The 22,460-nt window shown below is 68.3% G+C and carries 22 protein-coding genes; 13 read left to right on the top strand and 9 right to left on the bottom strand.

Going from position 1 to position 22,460, the window contains the following annotated elements; genetic code table 11:
• Positions 1–37 precede the first annotated feature (37 nt).
• The 4 genes from ACPCHZ_RS02450 (at position 38) to ACPCHZ_RS02435 (ending at position 2,144) form a co-directional block, all read left to right on the top strand.
• Entirely contained in the window at positions 38–310 is a 273-nt protein-coding gene (locus ACPCHZ_RS02450) for a WGxxGxxG family protein (RefSeq protein ID WP_423483279.1), read from the top strand.
• A 153-nt stretch (positions 311–463) separates the two neighbouring features.
• On the top strand, positions 464–1,315 hold the full coding sequence (locus ACPCHZ_RS02445) for an SDR family oxidoreductase (protein WP_423483278.1): 852 nt from the start codon (positions 464–466) through the stop codon (positions 1,313–1,315).
• A 120-nt stretch (positions 1,316–1,435) separates the two neighbouring features.
• The gene (locus ACPCHZ_RS02440) at positions 1,436–1,693 is read left to right on the top strand and encodes a hypothetical protein (protein WP_364977316.1); all 258 of its coding nucleotides are present in this window, start codon (positions 1,436–1,438) and stop codon (positions 1,691–1,693) included.
• A 163-nt stretch (positions 1,694–1,856) separates the two neighbouring features.
• Positions 1,857–2,144: a hypothetical protein gene (locus ACPCHZ_RS02435; protein ID WP_423483277.1), complete on the top strand. Its 288-nt coding sequence runs from the start codon at positions 1,857–1,859 to the stop codon at positions 2,142–2,144.
• A 46-nt stretch (positions 2,145–2,190) separates the two neighbouring features.
• Here ACPCHZ_RS02435 and ACPCHZ_RS02430 read toward each other — a convergent pair whose 3' ends face one another.
• Positions 2,191–3,633: a S1C family serine protease gene (locus ACPCHZ_RS02430; RefSeq protein WP_423483276.1), complete on the bottom strand. Its 1,443-nt coding sequence runs from the start codon at positions 3,631–3,633 to the stop codon at positions 2,191–2,193.
• 101 nt (positions 3,634–3,734) lie between these two features.
• On the opposite strand from ACPCHZ_RS02430, the gene ACPCHZ_RS02425 reads away from it, so the two are divergent.
• Positions 3,735–4,646 carry a LysR family transcriptional regulator ArgP gene (locus tag ACPCHZ_RS02425; protein WP_423483275.1) on the top strand — a complete coding sequence of 304 codons (912 nt, stop codon included), beginning with the start codon at positions 3,735–3,737 and terminating at the stop codon, positions 4,644–4,646.
• Here the strand turns inward: ACPCHZ_RS02425 and ACPCHZ_RS02420 are convergent.
• Positions 4,643–5,983: an esterase/lipase family protein gene (locus tag ACPCHZ_RS02420; protein ID WP_423483274.1), complete on the bottom strand. Its 1,341-nt coding sequence runs from the start codon at positions 5,981–5,983 to the stop codon at positions 4,643–4,645. The two genes, ACPCHZ_RS02425 and ACPCHZ_RS02420, sit on opposite strands and share 4 nt — an antisense overlap.
• A 69-nt stretch (positions 5,984–6,052) precedes the next feature.
• Here ACPCHZ_RS02420 and ACPCHZ_RS02415 point away from each other — a divergent pair, with 69 nt between their 5' ends.
• Positions 6,053–7,585: a phospholipase D-like domain-containing protein gene (locus ACPCHZ_RS02415; RefSeq protein ID WP_423483273.1), complete on the top strand. Its 1,533-nt coding sequence runs from the start codon at positions 6,053–6,055 to the stop codon at positions 7,583–7,585.
• Positions 7,586–7,596: 11 nt separating this feature from the next.
• Here ACPCHZ_RS02415 and ACPCHZ_RS02410 read toward each other — a convergent pair whose 3' ends face one another.
• Together ACPCHZ_RS02410 and ACPCHZ_RS02405 are read right to left on the bottom strand one after the other, a co-directional pair.
• Positions 7,597–8,535: a DUF808 domain-containing protein gene (locus ACPCHZ_RS02410; RefSeq protein WP_364977306.1), complete on the bottom strand. Its 939-nt coding sequence runs from the start codon at positions 8,533–8,535 to the stop codon at positions 7,597–7,599.
• 56 nt (positions 8,536–8,591) lie between these two features.
• Positions 8,592–10,004 (bottom strand): NCS2 family permease, encoded by a 1,413-nt coding sequence (locus tag ACPCHZ_RS02405; RefSeq protein WP_423483272.1) that lies wholly within the window; start codon positions 10,002–10,004, stop codon positions 8,592–8,594.
• 134 nt (positions 10,005–10,138) lie between these two features.
• Here ACPCHZ_RS02405 and ACPCHZ_RS02400 point away from each other — a divergent pair, with 134 nt between their 5' ends.
• Positions 10,139–11,353 carry a CaiB/BaiF CoA transferase family protein gene (locus ACPCHZ_RS02400; protein WP_423483784.1) on the top strand — a complete coding sequence of 405 codons (1,215 nt, stop codon included), beginning with the start codon at positions 10,139–10,141 and terminating at the stop codon, positions 11,351–11,353.
• 28 nt (positions 11,354–11,381) lie between these two features.
• The gene (locus ACPCHZ_RS02395; RefSeq protein WP_423483271.1) at positions 11,382–11,795 is read left to right on the top strand and encodes a nuclear transport factor 2 family protein; all 414 of its coding nucleotides are present in this window, start codon (positions 11,382–11,384) and stop codon (positions 11,793–11,795) included.
• Here ACPCHZ_RS02395 and ACPCHZ_RS02390 read toward each other — a convergent pair.
• Positions 11,702–13,024 carry an alkane 1-monooxygenase gene (locus ACPCHZ_RS02390; protein ID WP_423483270.1) on the bottom strand — a complete coding sequence of 441 codons (1,323 nt, stop codon included), beginning with the start codon at positions 13,022–13,024 and terminating at the stop codon, positions 11,702–11,704. The two genes, ACPCHZ_RS02395 and ACPCHZ_RS02390, sit on opposite strands and share 94 nt — an antisense overlap.
• 121 nt (positions 13,025–13,145) lie before the next feature.
• On the opposite strand from ACPCHZ_RS02390, the gene ACPCHZ_RS02385 reads away from it, so the two are divergent.
• A complete protein-coding gene (locus tag ACPCHZ_RS02385; protein WP_423483269.1) occupies positions 13,146–13,310 on the top strand; it encodes a rubredoxin in 165 nt (54 codons plus the stop codon).
• A gap of 80 nt (positions 13,311–13,390) precedes the next feature.
• Complete coding sequence (locus ACPCHZ_RS02380; RefSeq protein ID WP_423483268.1) at positions 13,391–15,019, top strand: GMC oxidoreductase; 1,629 nt, start codon at positions 13,391–13,393, stop codon at positions 15,017–15,019.
• Positions 15,020–15,225: 206 nt separating this feature from the next.
• Here ACPCHZ_RS02380 and ACPCHZ_RS02375 read toward each other — a convergent pair whose 3' ends face one another.
• Together ACPCHZ_RS02375 and ACPCHZ_RS02370 are read right to left on the bottom strand one after the other, a co-directional pair.
• Positions 15,226–15,681 carry an STAS domain-containing protein gene (locus tag ACPCHZ_RS02375; protein ID WP_423483267.1) on the bottom strand — a complete coding sequence of 152 codons (456 nt, stop codon included), beginning with the start codon at positions 15,679–15,681 and terminating at the stop codon, positions 15,226–15,228.
• 254 nt (positions 15,682–15,935) lie between these two features.
• The gene (locus ACPCHZ_RS02370; RefSeq protein ID WP_423483266.1) at positions 15,936–17,204 is read right to left on the bottom strand and encodes a DNA polymerase domain-containing protein; all 1,269 of its coding nucleotides are present in this window, start codon (positions 17,202–17,204) and stop codon (positions 15,936–15,938) included.
• A 65-nt stretch (positions 17,205–17,269) separates the two neighbouring features.
• On the opposite strand from ACPCHZ_RS02370, the gene fadD2 reads away from it, so the two are divergent.
• Together fadD2 and ACPCHZ_RS02360 are read left to right on the top strand one after the other, a co-directional pair.
• A complete protein-coding gene (gene fadD2 / locus ACPCHZ_RS02365; RefSeq protein ID WP_423483265.1) occupies positions 17,270–18,961 on the top strand; it encodes a long-chain-fatty-acid--CoA ligase FadD2 in 1,692 nt (563 codons plus the stop codon).
• A gap of 55 nt (positions 18,962–19,016) precedes the next feature.
• A complete protein-coding gene (locus ACPCHZ_RS02360; RefSeq protein ID WP_423483264.1) occupies positions 19,017–19,796 on the top strand; it encodes an SDR family NAD(P)-dependent oxidoreductase in 780 nt (259 codons plus the stop codon).
• Here ACPCHZ_RS02360 and ACPCHZ_RS02355 read toward each other — a convergent pair.
• Entirely contained in the window at positions 19,678–21,000 is a 1,323-nt protein-coding gene (locus ACPCHZ_RS02355; RefSeq protein WP_423483263.1) for an MFS transporter, read from the bottom strand. The two genes, ACPCHZ_RS02360 and ACPCHZ_RS02355, sit on opposite strands and share 119 nt — an antisense overlap.
• The gene (locus ACPCHZ_RS02350) at positions 20,997–21,737 is read right to left on the bottom strand and encodes a 3-oxoacyl-ACP reductase family protein (RefSeq protein ID WP_423483262.1); all 741 of its coding nucleotides are present in this window, start codon (positions 21,735–21,737) and stop codon (positions 20,997–20,999) included. Before ACPCHZ_RS02350 ends, ACPCHZ_RS02355 begins: the two co-directional genes overlap by 4 nt.
• A 168-nt stretch (positions 21,738–21,905) precedes the next feature.
• Between ACPCHZ_RS02350 and ACPCHZ_RS02345 the strand changes: the two genes are divergently transcribed.
• Positions 21,906–22,460, top strand: coding sequence for a TetR/AcrR family transcriptional regulator (locus ACPCHZ_RS02345; RefSeq protein WP_423483261.1), 555 nt, complete (start codon positions 21,906–21,908; stop codon positions 22,458–22,460).

Here is a 22,460-nt window from a genome sequence, read left to right as displayed (position 1 = left end):
CGGCTCCAACAAACACCACAATTGGAGGAGTACGCACATGCGCAAGACAGTTGTCATCGGCACCACCACTCTGACCCTGCTGTTCGGCGGGGCCGGGGTCGCGCAGGCGACCGAACTGACCTCGCCGGCGCCCGCGACGACCACCACGGTGGCGCAGCAGGCAGAGGAAGAGGATGGCGACAACACCGGTCTGTGGGGCTTGGCCGGATTGCTCGGCCTGATCGGGCTCGCGGGCCTCAAGCGCCGTAAGGATGCCGACTTCCCGACCACGCGGGGAACGGCAGCCGGCCCCGGAACTCCGCGCGCCTAGCGAGCAGGTGGCCGCCCCCGCCGGTACAGCACCGGCGGGGGCGCCGTCACTCTCGCGCTGAATGCGTTGCAGTACAACCGCACCCAGAATCGGATCCGCCGTGGGCCGACCTGGTGACCGGCGCCTTGGACCGGCACCGTTACCGTCCCTGATATGGAATCAGTCTCGATCATCACCGGCGGCGCCGGCGGCATGGGCCTGGCCACGGCCAAGATCGTGGGACGGCAACACCGCATCGTCCTCTGCGACGTCCGCGACGACCGTCTCGACGCCGCGACCGCAACGCTCGACGATCTCGGTATCACCGCGACCGCGGTGCACTGCGACGTCACCGATGCGGACGCGGTTGCGGCACTGCTGCAGACCGCGACCGATCTCGGTCCGATCGCCTCGGTGGTCCACACCGCAGGCGTGAGCCCCAGCATGGGCGACGCCGACTACGTGATCACGACGAATGCGATCGGCACGGTCAACGTCAACGAAGCCTTCTTCAGCGTCGCCGGTGAGAACGCCGCCATCGTCAACGTGGCGTCGATGGCCGCACACATGTTGCCCGACAGCCTGATTCCCACCGGACACTTCCCGCTGGCCGTCGCCGACCGGGATGCCTTCCTGGCCGAGATGGCGACGGCGTGCAGCATCGCGCCCGAGGAGGCACGCTCCGGACTGGCCTATGCGCTGAGCAAGAGCTTCGTCAAGTGGTACAGCATCGCGCAGGCTGAACGGTTCAACGGCCGCGGACTGCGCATCGTCTCGGTGTCCCCGGGTTCGGTGGACACCGAGATGGGCAGGCTCGAGGAGAAGGCCGGCGCCGGCGCCATGGTCGCCGACGCCGCGGTCCCGCGTTGGGGCACCGCGCAGGAGATGGCCGAACTACTGGCCTTCTGTGTGAGCGACAAAGCGGGATACCTCACCGGCACCGACATCCTCAACGACGGCGGCGTGATCGCCTCGATCACCGAGCGGGCCAGGCGGAACGCCGAAACCGGGTCAGCATCACCGTAGTCGTCATCGACTTTGCGTTCAGATCGCAGAATGCGCGGTGACGGCGCTCTGAAAACAAAGTCAACGCCGAAACCGGCCGAAACCGGCCGCCGGTAGCATCGTCGCGGCGAGGGGGTGGGCATGGCAGACGCGGACCGACCGGGAGTCCTGAAACAGATCCACGAGTACTTCATGGCGCTGTCCACCGCCGGACGGCTCATCCTTCTCATCTCCCTCGTCGCGGTGATCGGCCTGCTGGGCTTCGGGCTTGTGCAGTGCTCGAACGAGATGGCCTTCAATGACTGTGTCGACAGCAGGAGAGCCGAATACGGCATCGAGGGTGGTGGGGGCGTGATCGCCACACTCATCGAAGAGGATTGCCGCAAGATCACCAGCTGATCGCCTACGGGCACTGTTAACGCTCCCGGGTAGCGGGGCGATAAACAGTGTGGGGGGTCGCGACAGGGTCCGTACCACTCGAGTTTGCGGTGGTGGGCCGCGTTCCTGCACAACGCGTGCGTTGTCTTCACGACACGGCTTCGCGCGAAGGAAAGGAAGAACAATGCGGAATTTCAAGAAAATCGCGGTCACCTCGATCGCTGCGGGCGCCATGGGCGCCACCGCGCTGGGACTCGGCGCAGGCCTGGCTCAGGCCGAACACGACGACTACTGGGTGCCGGTGCCCGGTATCCCGCGCGTGGACTTCCAGGCGCCGCCGGGACAGATCGCCAACGTGACGGGTATCCCGCCGGGTCAGTTCAAGAAGCTGCCCGGCCCGTTCAACGGGGTTCCGCCCGGTCACTGGGACGACGTACGTCTGCCCCGATTCCCGGGACACATCGGCCGCTAGCCGGATTGAAAGATGGCCGCCTCGCTCGCCAGCGAGGCGGCCATCGTCAGTGCGTCGAGGGTTCGCCCGCGTCCGGCGCGATCGTCAAGGTCACCGGTTTGCCGTCGCGAAGCACCTCGAGCGGGGCGTCCTTCCCGACCTCGAGTTGCCGCACGGCGACGATGAAGGAGTTCAGGTCGGAGATCTCGCGATCACCGAGCTTGACGGCGATGTCGTTCTGCTTCACCCCGGCCCGCTCCGCTGGACTGCCGGCCTTGACCTTCTGGATCTGTGCGCCGCCCTCGGCCTCGTCGCCTACAGACTTCGCTTCGACCCCGATGGTGGGGTGAGCGATGAACCCGTCACGCATCAGCGTCGAGGCGACGCGAGCAACCTCGTTGACCGGGATGGCGAAGCCCAGACCGCTGGAACTGCCGGACGCCGACTTCGCGGCGGAATTGATGCCGATCACCTCGGCGTTCATGTTGATCAACGGTCCGCCCGAGTTGCCCTGGTTGATCGACGCGTCGGTCTGCACGGCGGCGATCACGGTCGACTCGTCGCCGGATTCGTTCCGCGGCACCGCAACCGCACGATCCAGTGCGCTGATAATCCCCTGGGTGTCAGTGCTGCGCAGGCCGAGTGGCGCCCCGGCGGCGATGACCTCCTGACCCACCCGCAGTGCGTCGGAATTGCCGAGCCGGGCGACGGTGAGCTTGTCGACGTTGTCCACCTTGAGCACCGCCAGGTCGGTGTCGGGGTCATGGCCGACGAGGTTCGCCGGTACCGTCTTGCCGTCGTTGAAGATCACCGTCAGCTTGTATTCCTTCGGCTTGCGAGCGGCGTCGGCGATGACGTGAGCGTTGGTGACGATGTAGCCACGGCCGTCGACGACCACACCCGAGCCCTGCTGGCCCTGGGACTCACCCATCGCCTCGATGGTGACCACGGAATCCGCGACCGCGGCGGCCACCCGCGCGAAGCGGCCCTCGGGCGCCTCGTCGGGGTCGGCCTGGGACAGCTCGACCTTCGGGGTGGTGAAGGCCTCGATGATCGACGTCGTCTTGCTGCCGATCCAGCCGCCGAGCAGCCCGCAGCCGATCGCCAGGACCGCGACGAGGACGAGCGCGAAGCGCGACACCTGCCCGCTGAACAACAACTCCCGCACACCCAACTTGGGTCCGCGGACTTCGGGCGGAGCCGGTGCGGGCGGCGGTGCGACGGCGGGAGTGGCCTCGTCGTAGGCAGGCTGCGCCGGCACCGTCTCGGACGCGTCGTCGGACCGGCCGTCATCGACGTCGGTGCGGCCGAACGCCGCTGCGAGCACCGGCTCGGGCGACTGATTCGTCGGGGCGTCGGCGCCGTCGGCGGGCGACCGGTCGGGTCCGGCGAATGCGCCCTGAACGCCGTCGGGCCGACCGAACACCCGGCGGGTGGCCGGATCGGGTTCCGAAGGCGAGCCGGAACGCGACGTCGGGCCATTCGCGGCGGACTGGTCCTCATCGGTCACGCGTGCATCACCTTCTTCCTGACACGGCGCAGCCCAGCCTACCGACGTCCCGCTCTCGCCTCGGACATGCAGGTGAGCGCCGCCTCCACGACGGCGATGCGATGAAGCAAATCTGCAGTCGAACTGTGAAGATTAGAATTGCTGAGGTGAACGTCGACGGTCAGCAGCTCGCCGCCTTCGCCGCGGTGGTGGAACTCGGCAGTTTCGACGCCGCGGCCGGCCGTCTGCACGTGACCCCGTCTGCGGTGAGCCAACGCATCAAGGCCCTCGAACAGCGCGTCGGCCAGGTACTCGTCATCCGGGAGAAGCCGTGCCGGCCCACGCCGTCGGCGGCTCCGCTGCTCCGCCTGGCCGCACAGTCGGCGATGCTGGAGGCCGAGGCGCTCGCGGAGATGAGCGGTGGCTCCGCCGCCCCGCGGGTCGCGCTGGCCGTCAACGCGGACTCCATGTCGACGTGGTTCTCCGCCGTGCTCGACGCGCTGCCCGACGTGCTGCTCGACATCGCCATCGAGGACCAGGATCACTCCGCCCGGCTGTTGCGTGAGGGCGCGGTGATGGGCGCGGTGACCACCGAGCGCACGCCGGTGGCGGGATGCCGCGCCGTGTCACTCGGCGTGATGCGCTACATCCCGGTCGCGGCGCCGGGGTACGTGCAGCGCCGGCTACCGGCGGGATTCACCGCCGACGCGGCCGCGACGGCCCCGTCGCTGGCGTGGAACCGCGACGACGCACTGCAGGACATGTTGGTGCGCAAGACCTTCCGGCGCAACATCAGTCGCCCTGTGCACTACGTGCCCACCGCGGACGGATTCGGTGCGGCGGTGCATGCCGCACTCGGCTGGGGGATGTATCCGGAACAGTTGGCGGAGCCCCAACTCGAGGACGGTGCGTTCGTCCGCATCACCGACGTGCATCTGGACGTGCCGCTGTTCTGGCAGTGCTGGAAACTCGACAGTCCGCTGATCGACGCCGTCACCGCCGCGGTCCGGTCAGCGGCGGGGAGCCTGCGCTAGCGGGGGCTCAGCCACGCGGACAGCTTGTCGTACACCCGCGGATGGTTGAGCAGGTCGAAGTGGTGCAGGCCCGTCAGCACCAGGCCGTGGTGTTCTTCGAACGGAATCCGTCGGGTTCGCCCACGCCCCGAGGCGCTCGACGGGCGCACCAGATGGTCGCCGAGCACCGCCCCGACGGCGGCGGGGGCGATCGACGTCGCCACGAAGTGATACCTCGCGTGCGGAAGGAACGGCACCTCGTTGCAGCGGTCGCGCAGGAACTCGTCGGGGTCCGCGTCGGACCAGTCGGTGTCGGTGAGGGCGCCGAAACGCAGATCCTTGATGCCGTCGCTGCGCAGGTTGAGGAACTCGGCGACGGCCCGGGTCTCACGGAGCTTCGCCAACAGCCAGGACGCGGCGTTGACGCCCTTCTCCAGGTCCGCGCCCAGGTGCGGCGAACCCAGGCAGACCACCTGTCGCACCGCCCGCGTCCACTCGTGGTCCGCCTGGTCTCCGTGATGGCAGGCGCTGCGCACCACCAGACCACCCATGGAGTGGCCGACCAGGCTGATGTCCCGCACCGGCACCGGCCACAGCTCGACGAGCCGGGTGAGCAGCTCGTCGAGCTGCCGGCCGTTGGTCGAGATGTGCAACCCGGTGTTGTACCGGATGTCGACCGGCGTGAAGCCGAGGTTCTCGCGCAGCCGTTCGCCGTAGGACCGGGGGTCGGCGTCCTCCACGGGACGCGGCGAACGCCGCCACGACGACTCCGTCTGGCACAGCCCGTGCACGAAGACCACGATGCGGTCGGTCGGTCGGGCGAATGCCGCAGCCACCCCGTCGGGGGTCAGCTGGACAGGCCGGCCGTCGACGCGAATCGACAGAGGTGCGGCGAACTGGTTGCCGCGCTCGGCGAGCTCGTCGCCGTAGATCCCGTTGAGGGCGGCGATCGCTTCGGCCACCCCTGCGCGTTCGTCGAGGGGACGGTCGTCGTCGAAGGCCACGCCGGCCGCGGCGAAGGAGCCGATCGCCGGGGGCAGTCGGTGCCCCGCCGCGTCGATGGTGTTGTAGACGGCGCCCGCGATGACGTCGTGGACAGCCTCGACGGGTCGGGCCACCGGGCCGATCGTGCTGAACACCCGCCCGACGATTCCGGTGTGCACGCCCCTCACCACGCTGTTGAGCACCGTCAATCCTTCTGTGACGACGCCACCGAGTGCCTCCATGTCTGCCGTACGCATGTCCTGGTTGTACCCGTCCTGGCCGGCGATGCGCAGGCGAAGCGGCGGGATGTGAGGCGACGCCGACGTGCGACCCCCGTGCGCCTCGCGGCACAATCGGACCGCGGCTGTGACCATCGGCATATCCGCTGCGCAATCGCTTCCACCCGACCCGGGTGTCCAACACACTGACAGAGGAGGGTGACGATGTCAGAGGTGGCGGAGGACGCGGCGGGGCCCGATGAGGTCCTCGATTCCGGCGATGTGGCGATACTGAGGCCGGGGGACACGTGTTGGCGCACCGGGCATGCGGACCGGTTCGCCCGCATCGTCGACGGCGCGGACTACCTGCGCCACGTCAAGGCGGCCATGCTGGGTGCGCAACACCGGATCATGGTGATCGGCTGGGATCTCGACTATCGGACCTTCTTCGAGCGGGAGCCGACGCTGCCCGGACCCAACAAGCTGGGCCCGTTCCTGCACTGGCTGGTCTGGCGTCGGCCGGAGCTCGAGGTGTATCTGCTGCGGTCCAACCTGCGGCTGCTGCCGGCGTTCGACGCGTTCTGGTACGGCATCACGCCGGTGTCCCTGCTCAACAGGGTCACGTCGCGGCGCATGCACTTCGCGGTGGACGGCGCTCACCCGACCGGCGCGGTGCACCACCAGAAGATCGTGGTGGTCGACGACGCCGTGGCGTTCTGCGGCGGCATCGACCTGACACTCGGGCGGTGGGACACCCGCGCCCACGCCCAGGACGACCCGGTGCGCTCCATGGCCGGCGACAGCTACGGACCGCGCCACGAGGTCGCGGCCGCGGTGGACGACGTTGCCGCGGGCGTCCTGGCCGAGCAGGCCCGGCAGCGGTGGGAGGCCGCGACCGGGACGACGCTCGAACCGGTGACGTCGGACCGGTCGATCTGGCCGGCCCTGCTGCGACCGATGCTGCGCGACGTCGAGGTGGCCGTCGCCCGCACTCAGCCGGCCCTGCCCGAGCGCGACGAGGTCCGGGAGGTGGAAGCGCTCAACCTGGCTGCGATCGCCGCAGCCCGCGACGTCATCTACCTGGAGAACCAGTACCTCGCCGCCCGCAGTCTCACCGAGGCGCTGGCGGCCCGCCTGTCAGAACCCGACGGCCCCGAAGTCGTCGTCATCCTGCCGCGCAGCGCGGAGAGTCGGCTCGAACAGGAGTCGATGGACAGCGCCAGGGAACGGATGCTTCGCGTGCTCTGGGCCGCCGACGAGCACGACCGCCTCGGTGTCTACTGGCCGATGGCCCCCGGCGGGGTCTCCACGTATGTGCACTCCAAGGTGATGGTGATCGACGACCGGTTGCTGCGCATCGGGTCGTCGAATCTCAACAACCGCTCACTGGGCTTCGACAGTGAATGCGACGTGGCGATCGAGGCGATTCCCGGCGACCCGGCGGGCGATCGCATCCGTCGCGAAATCCTGTACACCCGAGACGATCTCGTGGCCGAACACCTCGGCTACTCCGTCGAGGCGTTCCGCGCCGAGCTGGCCAGGTGCGGTTCGTTCCGCGCCGCGGTCGACGCGTCGCGCACCAGCGGTCGGTCACTGCGCAGCTTCAGCCGCCTCATGGTGTCCGCGGACGTGGGCCCGTTCGCCGAGAACGATCTGATGGATCCGGACCACGTGCCGCCGTCGCTCACCGAGAGTGCGCGCACGCTGCTGGGCCAGGTGGCGTTGTGGCCGTTGCGGAAGGTGCTGCGGCGCGATTGACGGCCGGGCGCTCAGTGCTTCTCGCGCTTGCCGAACGGCAGCACGTGCACGATCGCGACCACGACGGCGCCGACCACCAGGCCGATCACGGCGGACGCCGCGGTGTTCGTCAGCCACGCCAGCACCGCGCCGACCCCGGCGACCGCGTGGTGGACGGCCTCCTCGGCGTGGTGGACCAATTCGTAGGGCGTGTGCCAGCCGAGCGTGTTGGTGCCGAGGAGCAGGATGTGCCCGCCGACCCACAGCATCGCGACCGTGCCGATCAGCGCCAGCGCGCCGAGCAGTTTCGGCATGAACGCGACCAGGCCGCGGCCGATGCGCTGGGCGAACTTCGACGAGCGCTGCGCCAACGCCAGCCCGACGTCGTCCATCTTCACGATGCCGGCCACGACCCCGTACACCGCGGCGGTGATCACCACGGCGACGATGGCCAGGATGACCAGGCGCGGCCAGAACGACTGGTCGGCCACCTCGTTGAGCGCGATCACCATGATCTCGGCGGACAGGATGAAGTCGGTGCGGATCGCTCCTGTCACCATGAACTTCTCGGCGTCCTGACCGGCGGCGATGACCGGTGCGGCGCCGGCGTCGTGTCCTCGGATGCGCCCCCACACCTTCTCGGCGCCCTCGAAGCACAGATACGTCGCGCCGAGCATCAGGATCGGGGTCAGCAACTGCGGCAGGAACTGGCTGAGCAGTAGCGCCGCGGGCAGGATGAACACCAGCTTGTTGCGCAGCGACCCGATCGCGATGCGCTTGATGATCGGCAGCTCCCGCTCGGCCGCCAGACCGTGCACGTACTGCGGCGTCACTGCGGTGTCGTCGACGACGACTCCGGCGGCCTTCACGGTGGCGCGCCCGGCGGCCGCGCCGATGTCGTCGATCGATGCCGCCGCGAGGCGGGCGAGCACGGCCACGTCGTCGAGAAGGGCGAACAGACCGGCGCTCATCGGGTCTCCGTCATGGTGAGCAGATTACCGGCCACGGCCTGGTTCAACCGTCCCGATCACGCACCGACGAGGGACTCGATCCAGTCGCGGGCGAAGTAGAGCAGGAAGCCGGCGGCGACGACCCACAGCAGCGGGCTGACCTCACGCGCCTTGCCGACGGCCGAGCGCAGCACCACCCAGGCGATGAAGCCGACACCGATGCCGTTGGCGATCGAGTAGCTGAACGGCATCGTCGCCACGGTCAGCACGACGGGCAGCGCCACCGAGAATTCCGACAGGTCGATGTGGCGCAGGTGCGAGACCATCATCGCGCCGACGACCACCAGCGCCGCCGCGGCGACCTCGGTCGGCACGATGGAGGCCAGCGGGGTGACGAACATCGCGGCGAGGAACAGCGCGCCGGTGATCAGGTTCGCCAGCCCGGTGCGCGCGCCCTCCTCGATACCGGCGCCCGACTCGATGAACACCGTGTTCGACGACGCCGACGTCGCACCGCCGACCGCCGCGCCCGCGCCTTCGACGATCAGCGCCGACTTCAACCGCGGGAAGGTGCCGTCGTCGTCGGCCAGGCCCGCCTCCCGGGACAGGCCGGTGAACGTGCCCATCGCGTCGAAGAAGTTGGTGAAGACCAGGGTGAACACCAGCATCAGCGCGGCCAGCACGCCGATGCGGCCGAAGCTGTCCAGGCTGAACGCGCCGACCAGCGACAGGTCCGGCAAGGCGAACGGCGAACCCGACAGCGTCGGCACCGACAGGCTCCAGCCGCCCGGTCGCTCGGTGGCCTTGCCCAGCTCCCAGATGGCCTCCACCGCGACGGCCACCAGGGTGCCGGCGACGAGGCCGATGAGGATGCCCCCGCGCACCCGCCGGGCCACCAGCACGGCGGTGACCAGCAGGGTGAATACGAAAATGACCGTCGGGACGGTGTTGATGGAGCCGACGCCGCCGAAGCCTAGGCCCACCGGCGGGGACGGCGACCCAGTCGACCCGATGAAGCCCGCATCGACCACCCCGATGAAGAGGATGAACAAGCCGATGCCCGCGGTGATCGCCAGCTTCAGCTCCATCGGCACGGCGTCGAACACCAGCCTGCGCAGGCCCGTCGCGGCGAGCAGCACGATGATCAGGCCGTTGATGACGACCAGTCCCATCGCCTCCGGCCAGGTGAGCTCGCCGACGACGGTGGTCGCCAGGAACGAGTTGATGCCCAGCCCCGCGGCGAATGCGAACGGCATCCGGGCGATGACGCCGAACAGGATCGTCATCACGCCGGCGGCCAGCGACGTCGTCGCCGACACCTGGTCGAACTCGAGACGGCCGCCGGTCACGTCCTCGGAGCTCGACAGGATGATCGGGTTCAGCACGATGATGTAGGCCATCGCGATGAACGTGACGACACCGCCGCGGATCTCGGTGCCGACCGTCGACCCGCGCGCCGAGATCTCGAAGAAGCGGTCGAGACGATTCATTGCTCGACCCTAAAGCGATCCGGCGTTGCCGTCCTGTTCATCGGGCGGCTTCGTACCGTCGGTGCAACGGTAAGTGGCCCACTAGGGTGAGGGCAGACCGTTCGACGGAGAGAGGTCCGAAAGTGATCAAGGTGATGGACGGCGTGCGGGTCCTCGAGGTCGCACAGTTCACGTTCGTTCCGGCCGCGGGGGCCATCCTCGCCGACTGGGGCGCCGATGTGATCAAGGTGGAGCATCCGGTCCGCGGCGACACCCAGCGCGGGTTCATCAACATGGGCGGCAAGCAGCTCGACCCGAACCGCCATCCGCTGATCGAGCATCCGAACCGCGGCAAGCGCAGCGTCGGCATCGACGTGTCCACGCCGGGCGGCCAGGAGGTGCTCTACGAGATCGCCAAGACCTCCGATGTGTTCCTGACCAACTACATGCCCGCGCAGCGCCAGAAGAACAAGTTCGACATCGAGCACATCCGCGCCGCCAACCCGGACATCATCTACGCGCGCGGCAGTGCCTACGGCGACAAGGGAGCCGAACGCGACACCGGCGGCTTCGACGGCACCGCCTTCTGGACCCGCAGCGGCGTCGGGCACGCGCTGACACCCGAGGGGCTGGGAGGCGCGCTCTCGCAAGGGATTCCGGCGTTCGGCGACTCGATCGGCGGGATGAACATCGCCGGCGGCATCTCGGCGGCGTTGTTCCACCGCGAACGCACCGGCGAGGCGGTCGAACTCGACGTGTCGCTGCTGAGCACCGCGTGGTGGGCCGCGGGAGCCAGCGTCACACAGGGGATGGAGACCGGCGAGACCATGCGTTCGCTTCTGCCGGACGCCGTGGGGCCGACGGTCAACCCGTTCCTCGGGAACTACCTGACCTCCGACGGTGGCACCATCAACCTCTGCATCGTGAGTCCGACCGGGTACATCCGCGACGCGTTCGAGCATCTCGGACTGCCGGAACTGGCCGACGACCCACGGTTCAGCGATGTCCTGCCGTTGATCGAGAATGCTGCTGCCGCAGCAGGACACATCGCGGACTCGATCCGGAGCAAGCCGTTCGACTACTGGCGTGACCACCTCAAGACGATGAAGGGGCAGTGGGCGCCGTTCCAGAGCCTCGTCGATCTGGGCGCTGACGAGCAGGCGCTGGCCAACGACATGGTCGTCGAGGTCGAGGCCAACGACGGCGGCGCGCCTTTCAAGGTCGTGCGCGGCCCGGTGCAGTTCAACCACGAACCGCTGGAGACCACCCGTGCCCCGCAAGCGTCGGAGCACACCGAACTGGTGCTGATGGACATCGGCATGGACTGGGATCGCATCGACGCCCTCAAGGCCGCCGGCGCCATCGCCTGATCCTTGACCCGCAGAAAACGGAGACCTCATGACCGACGTGCAGGATCGCCTCGACCTCAGCGATGTCCTGGTGCGCTACGCGACCGGTATCGACCGCCGGGACTGGCCGCTGTTCCGCACGGTCTTCACCGACGACTGCGTCCTCGACTACGGCGAGATCGGCAGCTGGGACGGGGTCGACGCCGTGACGGACTTCATGGAGCAGACGCACGCGATGGCCGGCCATACGCTGCACCGGATCACCAATCACGCTGTCGTGGTGGACGGCGACACGGCGTCGGCGCGCAGCTACGTCGACGCGCTGATCATGTCCGCCGACAACACTTCTGGGGTGAATGCCGTCGGGTTCTACGACGACGAATTCGCCCGCACCGCCGCGGGCTGGCGGATCTCGCGGCGCCGCTTCACCGTCGTGCGGGTGGTCGCGGTCGCCGGGGGGTGAGCTTCGCTGATGGCCACCGACCCCGCCGGTGCGGAGGCGACCAGCAGGCCCCGCTGGTGCCGCGGACTCAGCGCGGCCAACCGGATGTCGCCGCCGTAGTGCTGCACCACCCGCCAGTCCATCACCCGTCGCCACAGCGGCGGCACCATGGCGAGCACGAGCATGGTGGCGTAACCGCCGGGCAACTGCGGCGCCTCGTCCGCGTGGCGCAGCGACTGATAGCGCCGCAGCGGATGGGCGTGGTGGTCGGAGTGGCGCTGCAGGTGGAAGAGGAAGACGTTGGCGACGACGGTGTTGCTGTTCCAGCTGTGCGCGGCGCGCACCCGCTCGTACCGACCGTCGGGAAGCTTCTGCCGGCGCAACCCGTAGTGCTCGAGGTAGTTGACCGCCTCGAGGAGGCAGAAGCCGATGATCGCCTGCCCGATCAGCCACGGCAGCACCGTGATTCCGAACCACGCGACCAGCACGACGAACAGCACGGCACTCATCAGCCAGGCGTTGAGCACATCGTTGCGCAGCGTCCAGCGGGACCGGCCGAGGCGCTCGTACCGTGCGCTCTCGATCCGCCACGCGGAGAGAAGGCTGCCCAGCACCGAGCGGGGGATGAACGCGTAGAGGCTTTCGCCGAATCTCGCGCTCGCGGGATCCTCGGCGGTGGCCACCCGCGCGTGGTGGCCGCGGTTGTGCTCGATGTAGAAGTGGCCGTACCAGGTCTGGGCCAGCGCCACCTTGCTCAGCCGCTTCTCCGCGGGTGCGCGCTTGTGGCCGAGCTCGTGGGCGGTGTTGATCGCGATGCCGCCGATGATGCCGACGGTGACCATCAAGCCGACCTTGTCGGCGACCGACATCGTCAGCCACCCACCGCCGGCCCAGAACCAGCACGCGAGCAGAAGCGACCCGTACTGGTTGGGTAGGTACAGATAGGTCGCCCAGCGGTAGAGCCGGTCGTGCTCCAGCCACGCCAGCGCGCTGTCGGGTGGGTTGTCGGCGTCGTCGCCCACCACCCAGTCCAGGACGGGCACGGCGACGAACGCGAGTGCCGCGGTGAACCACCAGAACAGGCCGTTACCGGTGAGGTACACGGCCAGCCAGGACGCGGCGACGTTGGCGGGCACGACGGCCCCCAGTAGCCAGAGGTACCGCTTCGGGTCGTGCCATCGAGGAATGGGGATCTCGCCGCGCTCGGTGTGCACGGTCCGGGGGCGACTGGGCGATGCAGTGGATCCCATGGACTATCTATCTACCTTGCTGTTACCAACTCTGCAAATGTGGTAACACGTTCGTAACATAAGCCTGTTTACAGTTTCGCGCGGCCCGCACGTGGTCGGCCCGCGCGAGAGGAGAGCAACAGTGGGTTCGGCGTTCTGCCCGGAATGTGGCTACCGGTACGACGAAAATGCAGGCCACGACCGTGAAGGATTCCCGCCCGGCACGCCGTGGACCGCGGTGCCGCCGGACTGGAACTGTCCGGACTGTGGCGTCCGAGACAAGTCAGACTTCGTCTTCAGGACATGAAGGACACACAGGATTGCATTTTTAGTTAAGTATTGTAGATTCGCTCTAGTCCGAGTCGACGGAGGATCGGAGGGCCGGGGATGACGGTGCTGTCGCGACGACGGTTCCTTCAGGCCGGCGCGGCGGCCGTGGCGGCCACCGCCGGCGCCGCTGGCGCATCGGTGTGGCTGGAGTCAGGTGCACGCCCGACGCGCACGCGAAGCCACTATCCGGCGATCGTGGTCGGAAGCGGTTACGGCGGCGGTGTGTCCGCGCTTCGGCTCGGGCAGGCGGGCGTGCAGACCCTCATCCTCGAGATGGGACGGCTCTGGGATGCCGCCGACGACGACGGCAAGCGGTTCTCCCGGATGCTGCCCGCCGACACCCGGGCGGGCTGGTTCACCGAGACCCCGCCCAGCCTCGTTCCGTCGTTCCAGGGCATCTCGATGGAGATGGTGGCGCAGCGGACGCCGTCGGCCCAGCCGGTGCAGGCGGGCATCTGCGAGAAGGCGGTGCACGGCGCCCACAACGTCTTCCGGGGAATCGGGGTGGGCGGCGGGTCGATGGTCAACGCGGCGATCGCCGCGATCCCCACCACGGCGCAGCTGCGGGAGGCATTTCCCGACATCGACCCCGCCGAGTTCCTCGGCACCTACGTCGAGCGAGCGAAGTCCACACTGCGCATCAACTACCGCGACATGGACTGGTTCGAGCGCACGCCCTACTACCAGTACGCCCGGGTGGGCCGGCAGTATGCCGCGGCGGCGGGTTACTCCGTCGACTACAACGGCAGCGCCTATTCCTTCGACTACATGAAACAAGAAGAGGCGGGGCAGGTTCCGCGGTCCGCCCTGGACTTCGAGCAGCAGTTCGGCAACAACCACGGGCGTTTCGGCAGCGTCGATCAGACCTACATCGCGGCGGCGCTGGCCACCGGCAACGTCAGCCTTCGCCCCCTCACCGAGGTCACCGACATCCGTCGCGAGCGCAGCGGCGAGTACGTGGTGTCGGTGCGCGAGATCGACCGCTGGGGGGCCGAGGTGGCCCGCGAGGAGATCGGCTGCGATCAACTGCATCTCAACGCGGGAGTGCTGGGCACGACGAAGCTGCTGCTGAAGGCTCGCGACACGGGCACGCTGCCGAACCTGAGTTCCGAGATCGGCGGCGGCTACGGTAACAACGGCGACATGATGGTCGCGCACATGCTCAGTGACAACACACCGGCAGGCACGCAGCAGTCGATCATGGGCATGATCAACCTCGACGGCCGCGACGATCCAGACAACCCGGTGTACGCGAGCATGTTCTCGATTCCGTTACCGGTGGAGACCTATGCGCTGGGCTACTACGTGATGGTCAAGACCGGTGACCGCGCCGCGATCACCTACGACAAGGGCTCCGACTCGATCGACATCCTCTGGCCCCAAGGCCATACCGAACACCTCACCGCCCGGGCCCGCGCGGTGTTCGACCGGATCACCCAGGCCAACGGTGTCGAGTACCGTGACGACATCTTCGACGGGGAGGTGTTCGCGCCCAACACCGTTCACCCGCTCGGCGGATGTGTGCGCGGCCGCGCCACCGATGGCTACGGCCGGGTCAACGGATACGACGGCCTGTACGTCAACGACGCGTCGCTGCTGCCCGGCCACCTCGGCTGCAACCCGTTCATGTCCATCACCGCGCTGGCCGAGCGCAACATCGAGGCTGTGCTGCAGGGACGCAGGTGAATCGACCCACCGGCCGACGAAAGCCGCGGAGCCAGGTGGCTCCGCGGCCTTCGGGTCGTCGGGAGAACCGCACCGCCGGTGTTCGGCGGCGGCGATCGGATCGATCAGTCGCCGCTACGCGGCGGCGGGATGACTTTGGTGGTGGCGGCGCTTCAGCAGGAATGACAGCCAGCGGACGTCAATCAACATGGTTATCTCGACTTTCTCTAGGCGGTCTTGGTCAGCAGCGGCAGCAACCGGCGGCGAGCCAGGATGCCCTCGCGGAAGTGGTGCATGGCTTCAGGCACCGAGCCAACGAGCGGGAAGTCGGACTCCGGGCCGGTGGCCCGCAGCGCCTGCAGCACCGGAGCGCTGGCGATCAGTGCCCACTCGACACCGGTGCGGTAGCAGTCGTCGTCCAGATCGAACAGCAACTCGACGGCCTGCATGGAGAAGGACGTCACGCTGCTCATGTCGATCACGAGCGGCTTCTCGGCGAGGATGTTGCGCTTGGCGTAGGCGCGGACGCAGTTGGCGTTGCTGGTGTCGATGTCTCCGCTGACCGTCACCACGGTGGCCAGCTGGCGGCAGCATGCCCGCATCCGGACGCCGTCGCAGTCGGTCGCCGGGTTGCCGTATCGAAAGGCAACACCGGGGGTTGAGTCGACGCTTCTCAGTGCCATGACCTGCCTCCCTCCGTTGGTTCGCTGTAGCGGCGTTTCGCTTGTTGCCGCTCCGAACATGACCCCAAAGCTAAGCGGCCAATCTAAGGCGGCTGGGTAGTGACCGCTAAGCCTTTGGTAAGAACCCAATTTCGGCAGGTCTCAACGGCTTTTGTTACCCACCGGTTTCACATGGAGGTCTTAGGATCCGGCCGCATATCCTTAACGTTGCGTGGGTACGGGGCCGTTTCTCCGAGTTCTCGACAGGTGTTCGCTCAGCGATCCCGCATCTGACCGCCGGAGTAGTTCTCCCACGGGTTGTAGTCGGCGAGCAGTTCTTCCTGCGGTGGCCGCTGATCCTGCGGAACGTGCTGGAGGTTGATCCGGATCCGGTACCAGATGGAGCTCGGCCCCCGCATGCCGTCCACCAGCACGTCGGCGGGCTCCAGGCGTTCGGCGACCGCGGGATGCCGACCGCGCCACGTGTCCAGCGCCGCCATCGCCTCGTCCTTGGTCTTGGTCCTGGCGATCTCGATCAGCGGCATCGTCGACTGGCGCCGTCCGGTCCCCGCAGTCGATCCGCGGGCGGCCCCCCGCGGCGCCTTCTCGGCCGGCCCCAGCCGGTCCGCCAGGTCGAGCAGCCCGTCCAGGGCGCCCGGGTGGTCGTCCATGCCCTCCCACGGGTCGCCGAGTTCGGCGAACCGGGCAGGCACGGTCGCGACGGTGAACGCCTCCGGTCGGCACCCGGCCACCTCGTCCCACCGCAGCGGCGTGGACACCCGGGCGTCGGGAAGTGCGCGCACCGAGTACGCCGAGGCCACCGTGCGGTCGAACGCGTTCTGGTTGAAGTCCACGAACACGCCTTCGCGCTCCTCCTTCCACCACCGCGCGGTGGCGAGGTCGGGCGCCCGCCGCTCCACCTCGCGGGCGACCGCCTGCGCGGCGAGCCGGACGAACTTGAACGGCCAGCGGCGGTGGATGCGCGCATAGATGTGGAAGCCGCGCGAGCCGGACGTCTTCGGCCACGCCGTGAGTCCGTGGTCCTCGAGCACCTCGCGGGCGACCTGGGCGACAGCGACGATCTGGCGCCAGTCGACGCCGGGCATGGGATCCAGGTCGACGCGCAGCTCGTCGGGATGGGCGAGGTCGTCGGCGCGCGTCGGATGCGGGTTGAGATCGACGCAGCCCATGTTCACCGCCCACGCCAGGCCTGCGGCGTCCCGGATGACCGCTTCCTCCGCCGAGGTGCCCGACGCGTAGCGGAGCTCGGCGACGTCGACGAAATCCGGACGGTTCTTCGGGGCGCGCTTCTGGAACACCGCTTCCTCGGAGATGCCCTTGACGAAGCGTTTCAGGATCATCGGCCGGCCCTCGACGCCGCGCAGCGCACCGTCGGCGACCGCGAGGTAGTAGTGGATCAGGTCGAGCTTGGTGACCGCCGGACGGCTCTCGAATGCCTCGAAGACGACCTTGTCCGGATGGGTGATCGAGACCTGCCGACCGGCCACCTCGAGCGACTGACCCTTCGACGCGGATCCGGCCATACCAGCAATGGTAGGGACTGGCGATACCGCCCTCCGGTGCGACATGGAACACATAAGGTGTGGGCATGCCGAAGCTGACTGATCTCCCGTTGCAGGCTGCCGCGAAGGCCAAGCAGTATCTCGACCGGGGCTCGGCCGAACTGCACTACGCGCGCAAGATGTTCGAGGCGGGGGCATTCAAGGTCGAGCCGCCGCAGAACGTCGCCGCCATGCTGGCCGACATCCGCCGATGGGGCGAGTTCGGCATGATCCCGGCGCTCAACGCCCGCCGCACGCCGCACCGCGCGGCCGTGATCGACGACGACGGCGAGATGACGTTCGGCGAACTCGACGCCGCCGCGCACGCGGTCGCCAACGCCCTTCTCGCGAAGGGCGTCAAGGGTGGCGACGGAGTCGCGATCCTGGCGCGCAACCACCGCTGGTTCCTCGTCGCGGTGTACGGCGCCGCACGTACCGGGGCCCGCATCATCCTGCTCAACAGCGAGTTCTCCGGCCCGCAGGTCAAGGAGGTGTCCGAGCGCGAAGGCGCCAAGGTCATCATCCACGACGACGAGTACACGAAGGCGATGGCGCAGGCCGAGCCCGAGCTGGGCTTCCTGCGGGCACTCGGCACCAACCCCGACACCGACGAACCCTCCGAGAGCTCCGCGGAGACGCTGGCCGAGATCGTCGAGCGCAGCAGCAAGACCCCGGCGCCCAAGGCGTCGAAGCACTCGTCGATCATCATCCTCACCAGCGGGACGACCGGCACCCCGAAGGGCGCCAACCGCAGCACCCCGCCGTCGCTGGCGCCCATCGGCGGCGTGCTGTCGCACGTGCCGTTCAAGGCCGGTGAGATCACGTCACTGCCCGCACCGATGTTCCACGCGCTGGGCTTCCTGCACGCGACGATCGCGATGATGCTGGGCTCGACGCTGGTGCTGCGGCGGCGGTTCAAGCCGGCGACCGTGCTCGACGATCTGGAGAAGCACGGGGTGACGGCGATGGTCGTCGTCCCGGTGATGCTGTCGCGGATCCTCGACCAGCTGGAGAAGACGGACCCCAAGCCCGATCTGTCGAAGCTGCGGATCGTGTTCGTGTCCGGTTCGCAGCTGGGCGCCGAACTCGCGACACGCGCGATGAAGGACATCGGGCCCGTCGTGTACAACCTCTACGGGTCCACCGAGATAGCGTTCGCCTCCATCGCCCGCCCGCAGGATCTGCAGAAGAACCCGGCCACGGTGGGTCCCGTCGTGAAGGGCGTCAGAGTCAAGCTCTTCGACGAGAACGGCAAGGAGGTGGCCAAGGGCGAGGTGGGCCGCATCTTCGTCGGCAACACCTTCCCGTTCGAGGGCTACACCGGAGGTGGCCACAAGCAGATCATCGACGGGCTGATGTCCTCCGGAGACGTCGGCTACTTCGACGAGCACGGCCTTCTCTACGTCAGCGGCCGCGACGACGAGATGATCGTCTCCGGCGGTGAGAACGTCTTCCCCGCGGAGGTCGAGGACCTCATCAGTGGCCACCCGGAGGTCGTCGAGGCCACCGCGCTCGGCGTCGAGGACAAGGAGTGGGGTCACCGGCTGCGGGCGTTCGTCGTCAAGGTCGACGGCGCGAGCGTCGACGAGGAGACGATCAAGACCTACGTCAAGGAGAACCTCGCGCGCTACAAGGTGCCGCGCGAGGTGATCTTCCTCGACGAGCTACCGCGCAACCCCACGGGAAAGATCCTCAAGAGGGAGCTCCGCGAGATCACCGTCGGCGGAGACGACGAATAGTCGCACGTGGAGAGCTGACGGAATAGTCGGGGAGCCGAGGCCGTCGTAATCCACTGTGAACATCGATCTCGGCGGTAAGACAGCACTCGTCACCGGTTCCACCCAGGGCATCGGCCTGGCGATCGCCCGCAGCCTGGCGGCCGCCGGCGCCCGCGTGGCGGTGAACGGCCGCAGTCGTGACCGGGTGGACGAGGCGGTGGCCGCGCTCGACGGCGACGTGGTCGGCATCGCGGCCGACGTCAGCACCGACGACGGCGTCGCCGAGCTGCTGCGCGAACTGCCTGCCGTCGACATCCTGGTCAACAATCTCGGCATCTTCGGCGCGGTGCCTGCGCGGGAGATCACCGACGACCAGTGGCGCACCTATTTCGAGGTGAACGTGCTCGCCGCGGTGCGACTCATCCGCAGCTATCTGCCCGGGATGACCGACCGCGGCTGGGGCCGGGCGATCCAGATCGCCAGCGACTCGGCCATCGTCATCCCCGAGGAGATGATCCACTACGGGGTGTCGAAGACGGCGCTGCTGGCGGTGTCGCGGGGCTTCGCCAAGGATGCCGCGGGTACTGGCGTCACGGTCAACTCGGTGATCGCCGGGCCCACGCACACCGCGGGTGTCGAGAAGTTCGTCTACGAGTTGGTGGATTCCTCGCTGCCGTGGGACGAGGCGCAGCGCGAATTCATGCGCCTGCACCGGCCACAGTCGTTGTTGCAGCGCCTCATCGAACCCGAGGAGATCGCAAATCTCGTGACGTACCTGGCGTCTCCGTTGGCGTCGGCCACCACGGGCGCGGCGGTGCGGGTGGACGGCGGGTACGTCGACTCGATCCTGCCGTAGGACCGTGTCGGAGGCGACGTGACCCCGGCCGCAGTCGCACACTGAGCGGAACGACGAGCAGCAGGGCCACCACGGTCAGTGCGGCCGGCATCACGCCGAATCCGGCCATGCCCCACCGATCTATGCCCCAACCACCCGCGACCGCTCCCACGGCGATGCCCAGATTGGCCGTCGAGATGTTCAAGGTCATCGCGAATGCCGGCGCCTCGGCACCCGCCATCGTCACCCGCACCTGGCTGAGCGTGACACCCGCCGTGTGCAGCACGCCCCAGACGAGCAGCGGAACAACAGCCGCCAGTATCGAACCTCCTGTCCATGCCGCGATGTTGACGGCGATGGCGAGCACTGCCGACGTGACCACCGTCGCCGCCAACGGCCGCCGGTCCGCGACGCGTTCTGCCACTGAATTGCCTGCGACGCCAACGGCGCCGAACAGCAGCAGTGCAAGCGCGAGGCGGTTCAGATCCAACCCCATGACGTCTTCGAACCAGGCTCCGAGATACGTGTAGGCCGAGAACATGGCGGCGAAGATCGCCACTGACAGCGCGAGGTGACCGAGGAACAGGGGCCGGCGCAGCAGGGCGAGTTGACCGGCGAGACCTGGTGGCGGCCCGTCGTGCGCCCGCCGACTGCGTGGAAAGAGCAGGCCCACGGCGAGGGCCACGGGCAACGGAACGATCGCGAGCACGACGAATGACAGCCGCCAGTTGCCCCCTTGCGCCAATGCGATGCCCGCGGGCAATGCGAGCAGCACGCCGAGGACGAAGCCGAGATTGGCCCTGGCGAGGGCGCGGCCGCGCGACGCCGCGGGCGCCAGGCGCAGGACTTCGGCCGTTCCCAGCCCGACGAACGGCGGCAGCAGCGCCCCTTGAACGGCGCGCGCCAGCAGCATCGGCGTGAGATCGGTTGCCAGCGCGATGACGCCGTTGCCCGCCGCGTACAGGACGAGCACCCCGGCCAGCAGAGCCCGCGGTGGTACACGGCTCACGACGAGCGTGACGGCCGGTCCCGCCACCGCCGCGGCGATCGCGAAGACCGCAGTCAGCCGGCCGGCGATCGAGAGCGGCACGCCGAGGTCGGTGGCGATCGACGGCAGCAGGCCGACGACGATGAACTCGGTCGCCACCACCAAGGCGATCGCGGGCGCGAGCAGTATGAACACCCGACGCAGCGCCCGGTCGGCATCTGCGTCAGCAGACGTCACGCGTTGGCTCCGCCGTCCACGGTCAGCCCGGCTCCGTTGATCGAGCCCGCCTCCGGCCCGGCCACGAACGCGACGAGGGCGGCGACGTCCTCCGGCTTGCCGTACTGCGGTATCGCCATCCTCGCGCGTTGCGCCTCGGCCTGCGGTCCGTCCGCCGGGTTCATGTCGGTGTCGGTGGAGCCGGGATGCACGACGTTGACGGTGATTCGGCGCGGTCCCAGGTCGCGGGCCAGGCCCTGCGTCCAGCCGATCAGCGCAGCCTTGCTCGCCGAGTAGAGGCTCGCCCCGGCCTCGGGTACGCGGCTCGCCAGGTTGCTGCCCGTCGAGATGATGCGCCCCCCTGCCGGCAGGTGGCGCAGAACTGCCTGCGACGCCAGCATCACGGCCCGGACGTTGACATTCAATGTCGCGTCGACGTCGTCGAGTGTCATCTCCTCGATGGGGCCGCCACGATAGATGCCTGCGTTGTTCACCAGGATGTCGAGACCTCCGAGCGCCTCGGCCGCCTCGTCGACGGCGCGCGATATCGAGGCGGGGTCGTCGGCGGCCATCTGCACGGCGACGGCACGTCCGCCCGCGGTGGTGATCTCGTCGACGATCGCGTGCGCGGTGTCCGCCGACCGTTCGTACCCGACCGCGACGGCGGCACCGTCGCTCGCCAGCCTCCTCGCGATCGCTGCGCCGATGCCTCGGCTTCCGCCCGTCACGAATGCGCGCTTCCCATCGAGTGTCTTCATTGCCCGCTCCATTTCTGCAGTGATCGCTGCAAATTTAGGCAGGTGGACGGCGCGGCGTCAAGACCTTTCTGTAGTATTCGTTGCAGAATCTGGTCAGGAGGCGGGAACGCTATGGCGCCACGCGGCAGGCCGAGGGGGTTCGATCGAACCCGCGCGCTCGAGCGGGCGATGGAGTTGTTCTGGGACAAAGGGTTCGAGGGCACCTCGATCGCCGATCTCACCTCGGCGATGGGGATAGGTTCGACCAGTCTCTATGCCGCCTTCGGCGCCAAGGACGACCTGTTCCGTGAGGCGGTGAGCCACTACACGCAGACCGTGGGCGGCGAGATCTGGTCTGCGCTCACCGACGCCGACACCGCGTTCGGCGCCGTCGAACGCTTCCTCCTGGCGACCGCCAGCTCGTTCACCCGCGGCGATTGCCCGGCGGGCTGCCTCGTGGTCCTCTCGGCGCTGCACACCAACGGTGCGACTGACGCCGTCCGCGCCGACCTCACCGAGATGCGCGAACAGAACACCCGCGACCTGGCTGCCCGGCTCACCGAGGGCGTCGAGAACGGCGAGATCCCAGCGAGCGCCGATGTATCGGCCATCGCCCGGTTCTACGTCACCGTCCAGCAGGGCATGTCCATTCAGGCCAGGGACGGCGCGGACCGGGCGACGTTGGAAGCCATTGCACGCGCGGCACTCTCGGCCTGGGACGCGCTGATCTCGGTGGGCGGCTGA

Source organism: Mycobacterium sp. NPDC050041 (assembly GCF_049541695.1).
Taxonomy (GTDB): Bacteria; Actinomycetota; Actinomycetes; order Mycobacteriales; family Mycobacteriaceae; genus Mycobacterium.
Note: the sequence above shows the minus strand (reverse complement) of the source record. Positions and strands in the feature narration are given on the sequence as shown.

What these genes read in the sequence shown, in the direction of transcription:
- ACPCHZ_RS02450 (WP_423483279.1), top strand. Translation starts at nt 38, where the DNA reads ATGCGCAAGACAGTTGTCATCGGCACCACCACTCTGACCCTGCTGTTC.
- ACPCHZ_RS02445 (WP_423483278.1), top strand. Translation starts at nt 464, where the DNA reads ATGGAATCAGTCTCGATCATCACCGGCGGCGCCGGCGGCATGGGCCTG.
- ACPCHZ_RS02440 (WP_364977316.1), top strand. Translation starts at nt 1,436, where the DNA reads ATGGCAGACGCGGACCGACCGGGAGTCCTGAAACAGATCCACGAGTAC.
- ACPCHZ_RS02435 (WP_423483277.1), top strand. Translation starts at nt 1,857, where the DNA reads ATGCGGAATTTCAAGAAAATCGCGGTCACCTCGATCGCTGCGGGCGCC.
- ACPCHZ_RS02425 (WP_423483275.1), top strand. Translation starts at nt 3,735, where the DNA reads ATGAAGCAAATCTGCAGTCGAACTGTGAAGATTAGAATTGCTGAGGTG.
- ACPCHZ_RS02420 (WP_423483274.1), bottom strand. Translation starts at nt 5,983, where the DNA reads ATGGTCACAGCCGCGGTCCGATTGTGCCGCGAGGCGCACGGGGGTCGC.
- ACPCHZ_RS02415 (WP_423483273.1), top strand. Translation starts at nt 6,053, where the DNA reads ATGTCAGAGGTGGCGGAGGACGCGGCGGGGCCCGATGAGGTCCTCGAT.
- ACPCHZ_RS02410 (WP_364977306.1), bottom strand. Translation starts at nt 8,535, where the DNA reads ATGAGCGCCGGTCTGTTCGCCCTTCTCGACGACGTGGCCGTGCTCGCC.
- ACPCHZ_RS02405 (WP_423483272.1), bottom strand. Translation starts at nt 10,004, where the DNA reads ATGAATCGTCTCGACCGCTTCTTCGAGATCTCGGCGCGCGGGTCGACG.
- ACPCHZ_RS02400 (WP_423483784.1), top strand. Translation starts at nt 10,139, where the DNA reads ATGGACGGCGTGCGGGTCCTCGAGGTCGCACAGTTCACGTTCGTTCCG.
- ACPCHZ_RS02395 (WP_423483271.1), top strand. Translation starts at nt 11,382, where the DNA reads ATGACCGACGTGCAGGATCGCCTCGACCTCAGCGATGTCCTGGTGCGC.
- ACPCHZ_RS02390 (WP_423483270.1), bottom strand. Translation starts at nt 13,024, where the DNA reads ATGGGATCCACTGCATCGCCCAGTCGCCCCCGGACCGTGCACACCGAG.
- ACPCHZ_RS02380 (WP_423483268.1), top strand. Translation starts at nt 13,391, where the DNA reads ATGACGGTGCTGTCGCGACGACGGTTCCTTCAGGCCGGCGCGGCGGCC.
- ACPCHZ_RS02375 (WP_423483267.1), bottom strand. Translation starts at nt 15,681, where the DNA reads ATGGCACTGAGAAGCGTCGACTCAACCCCCGGTGTTGCCTTTCGATAC.
- ACPCHZ_RS02370 (WP_423483266.1), bottom strand. Translation starts at nt 17,204, where the DNA reads ATGGCCGGATCCGCGTCGAAGGGTCAGTCGCTCGAGGTGGCCGGTCGG.
- fadD2 (WP_423483265.1), top strand. Translation starts at nt 17,270, where the DNA reads ATGCCGAAGCTGACTGATCTCCCGTTGCAGGCTGCCGCGAAGGCCAAG.
- ACPCHZ_RS02350 (WP_423483262.1), bottom strand. Translation starts at nt 21,737, where the DNA reads ATGAAGACACTCGATGGGAAGCGCGCATTCGTGACGGGCGGAAGCCGA.
- ACPCHZ_RS02345 (WP_423483261.1), top strand. Translation starts at nt 21,906, where the DNA reads ATGGAGTTGTTCTGGGACAAAGGGTTCGAGGGCACCTCGATCGCCGAT.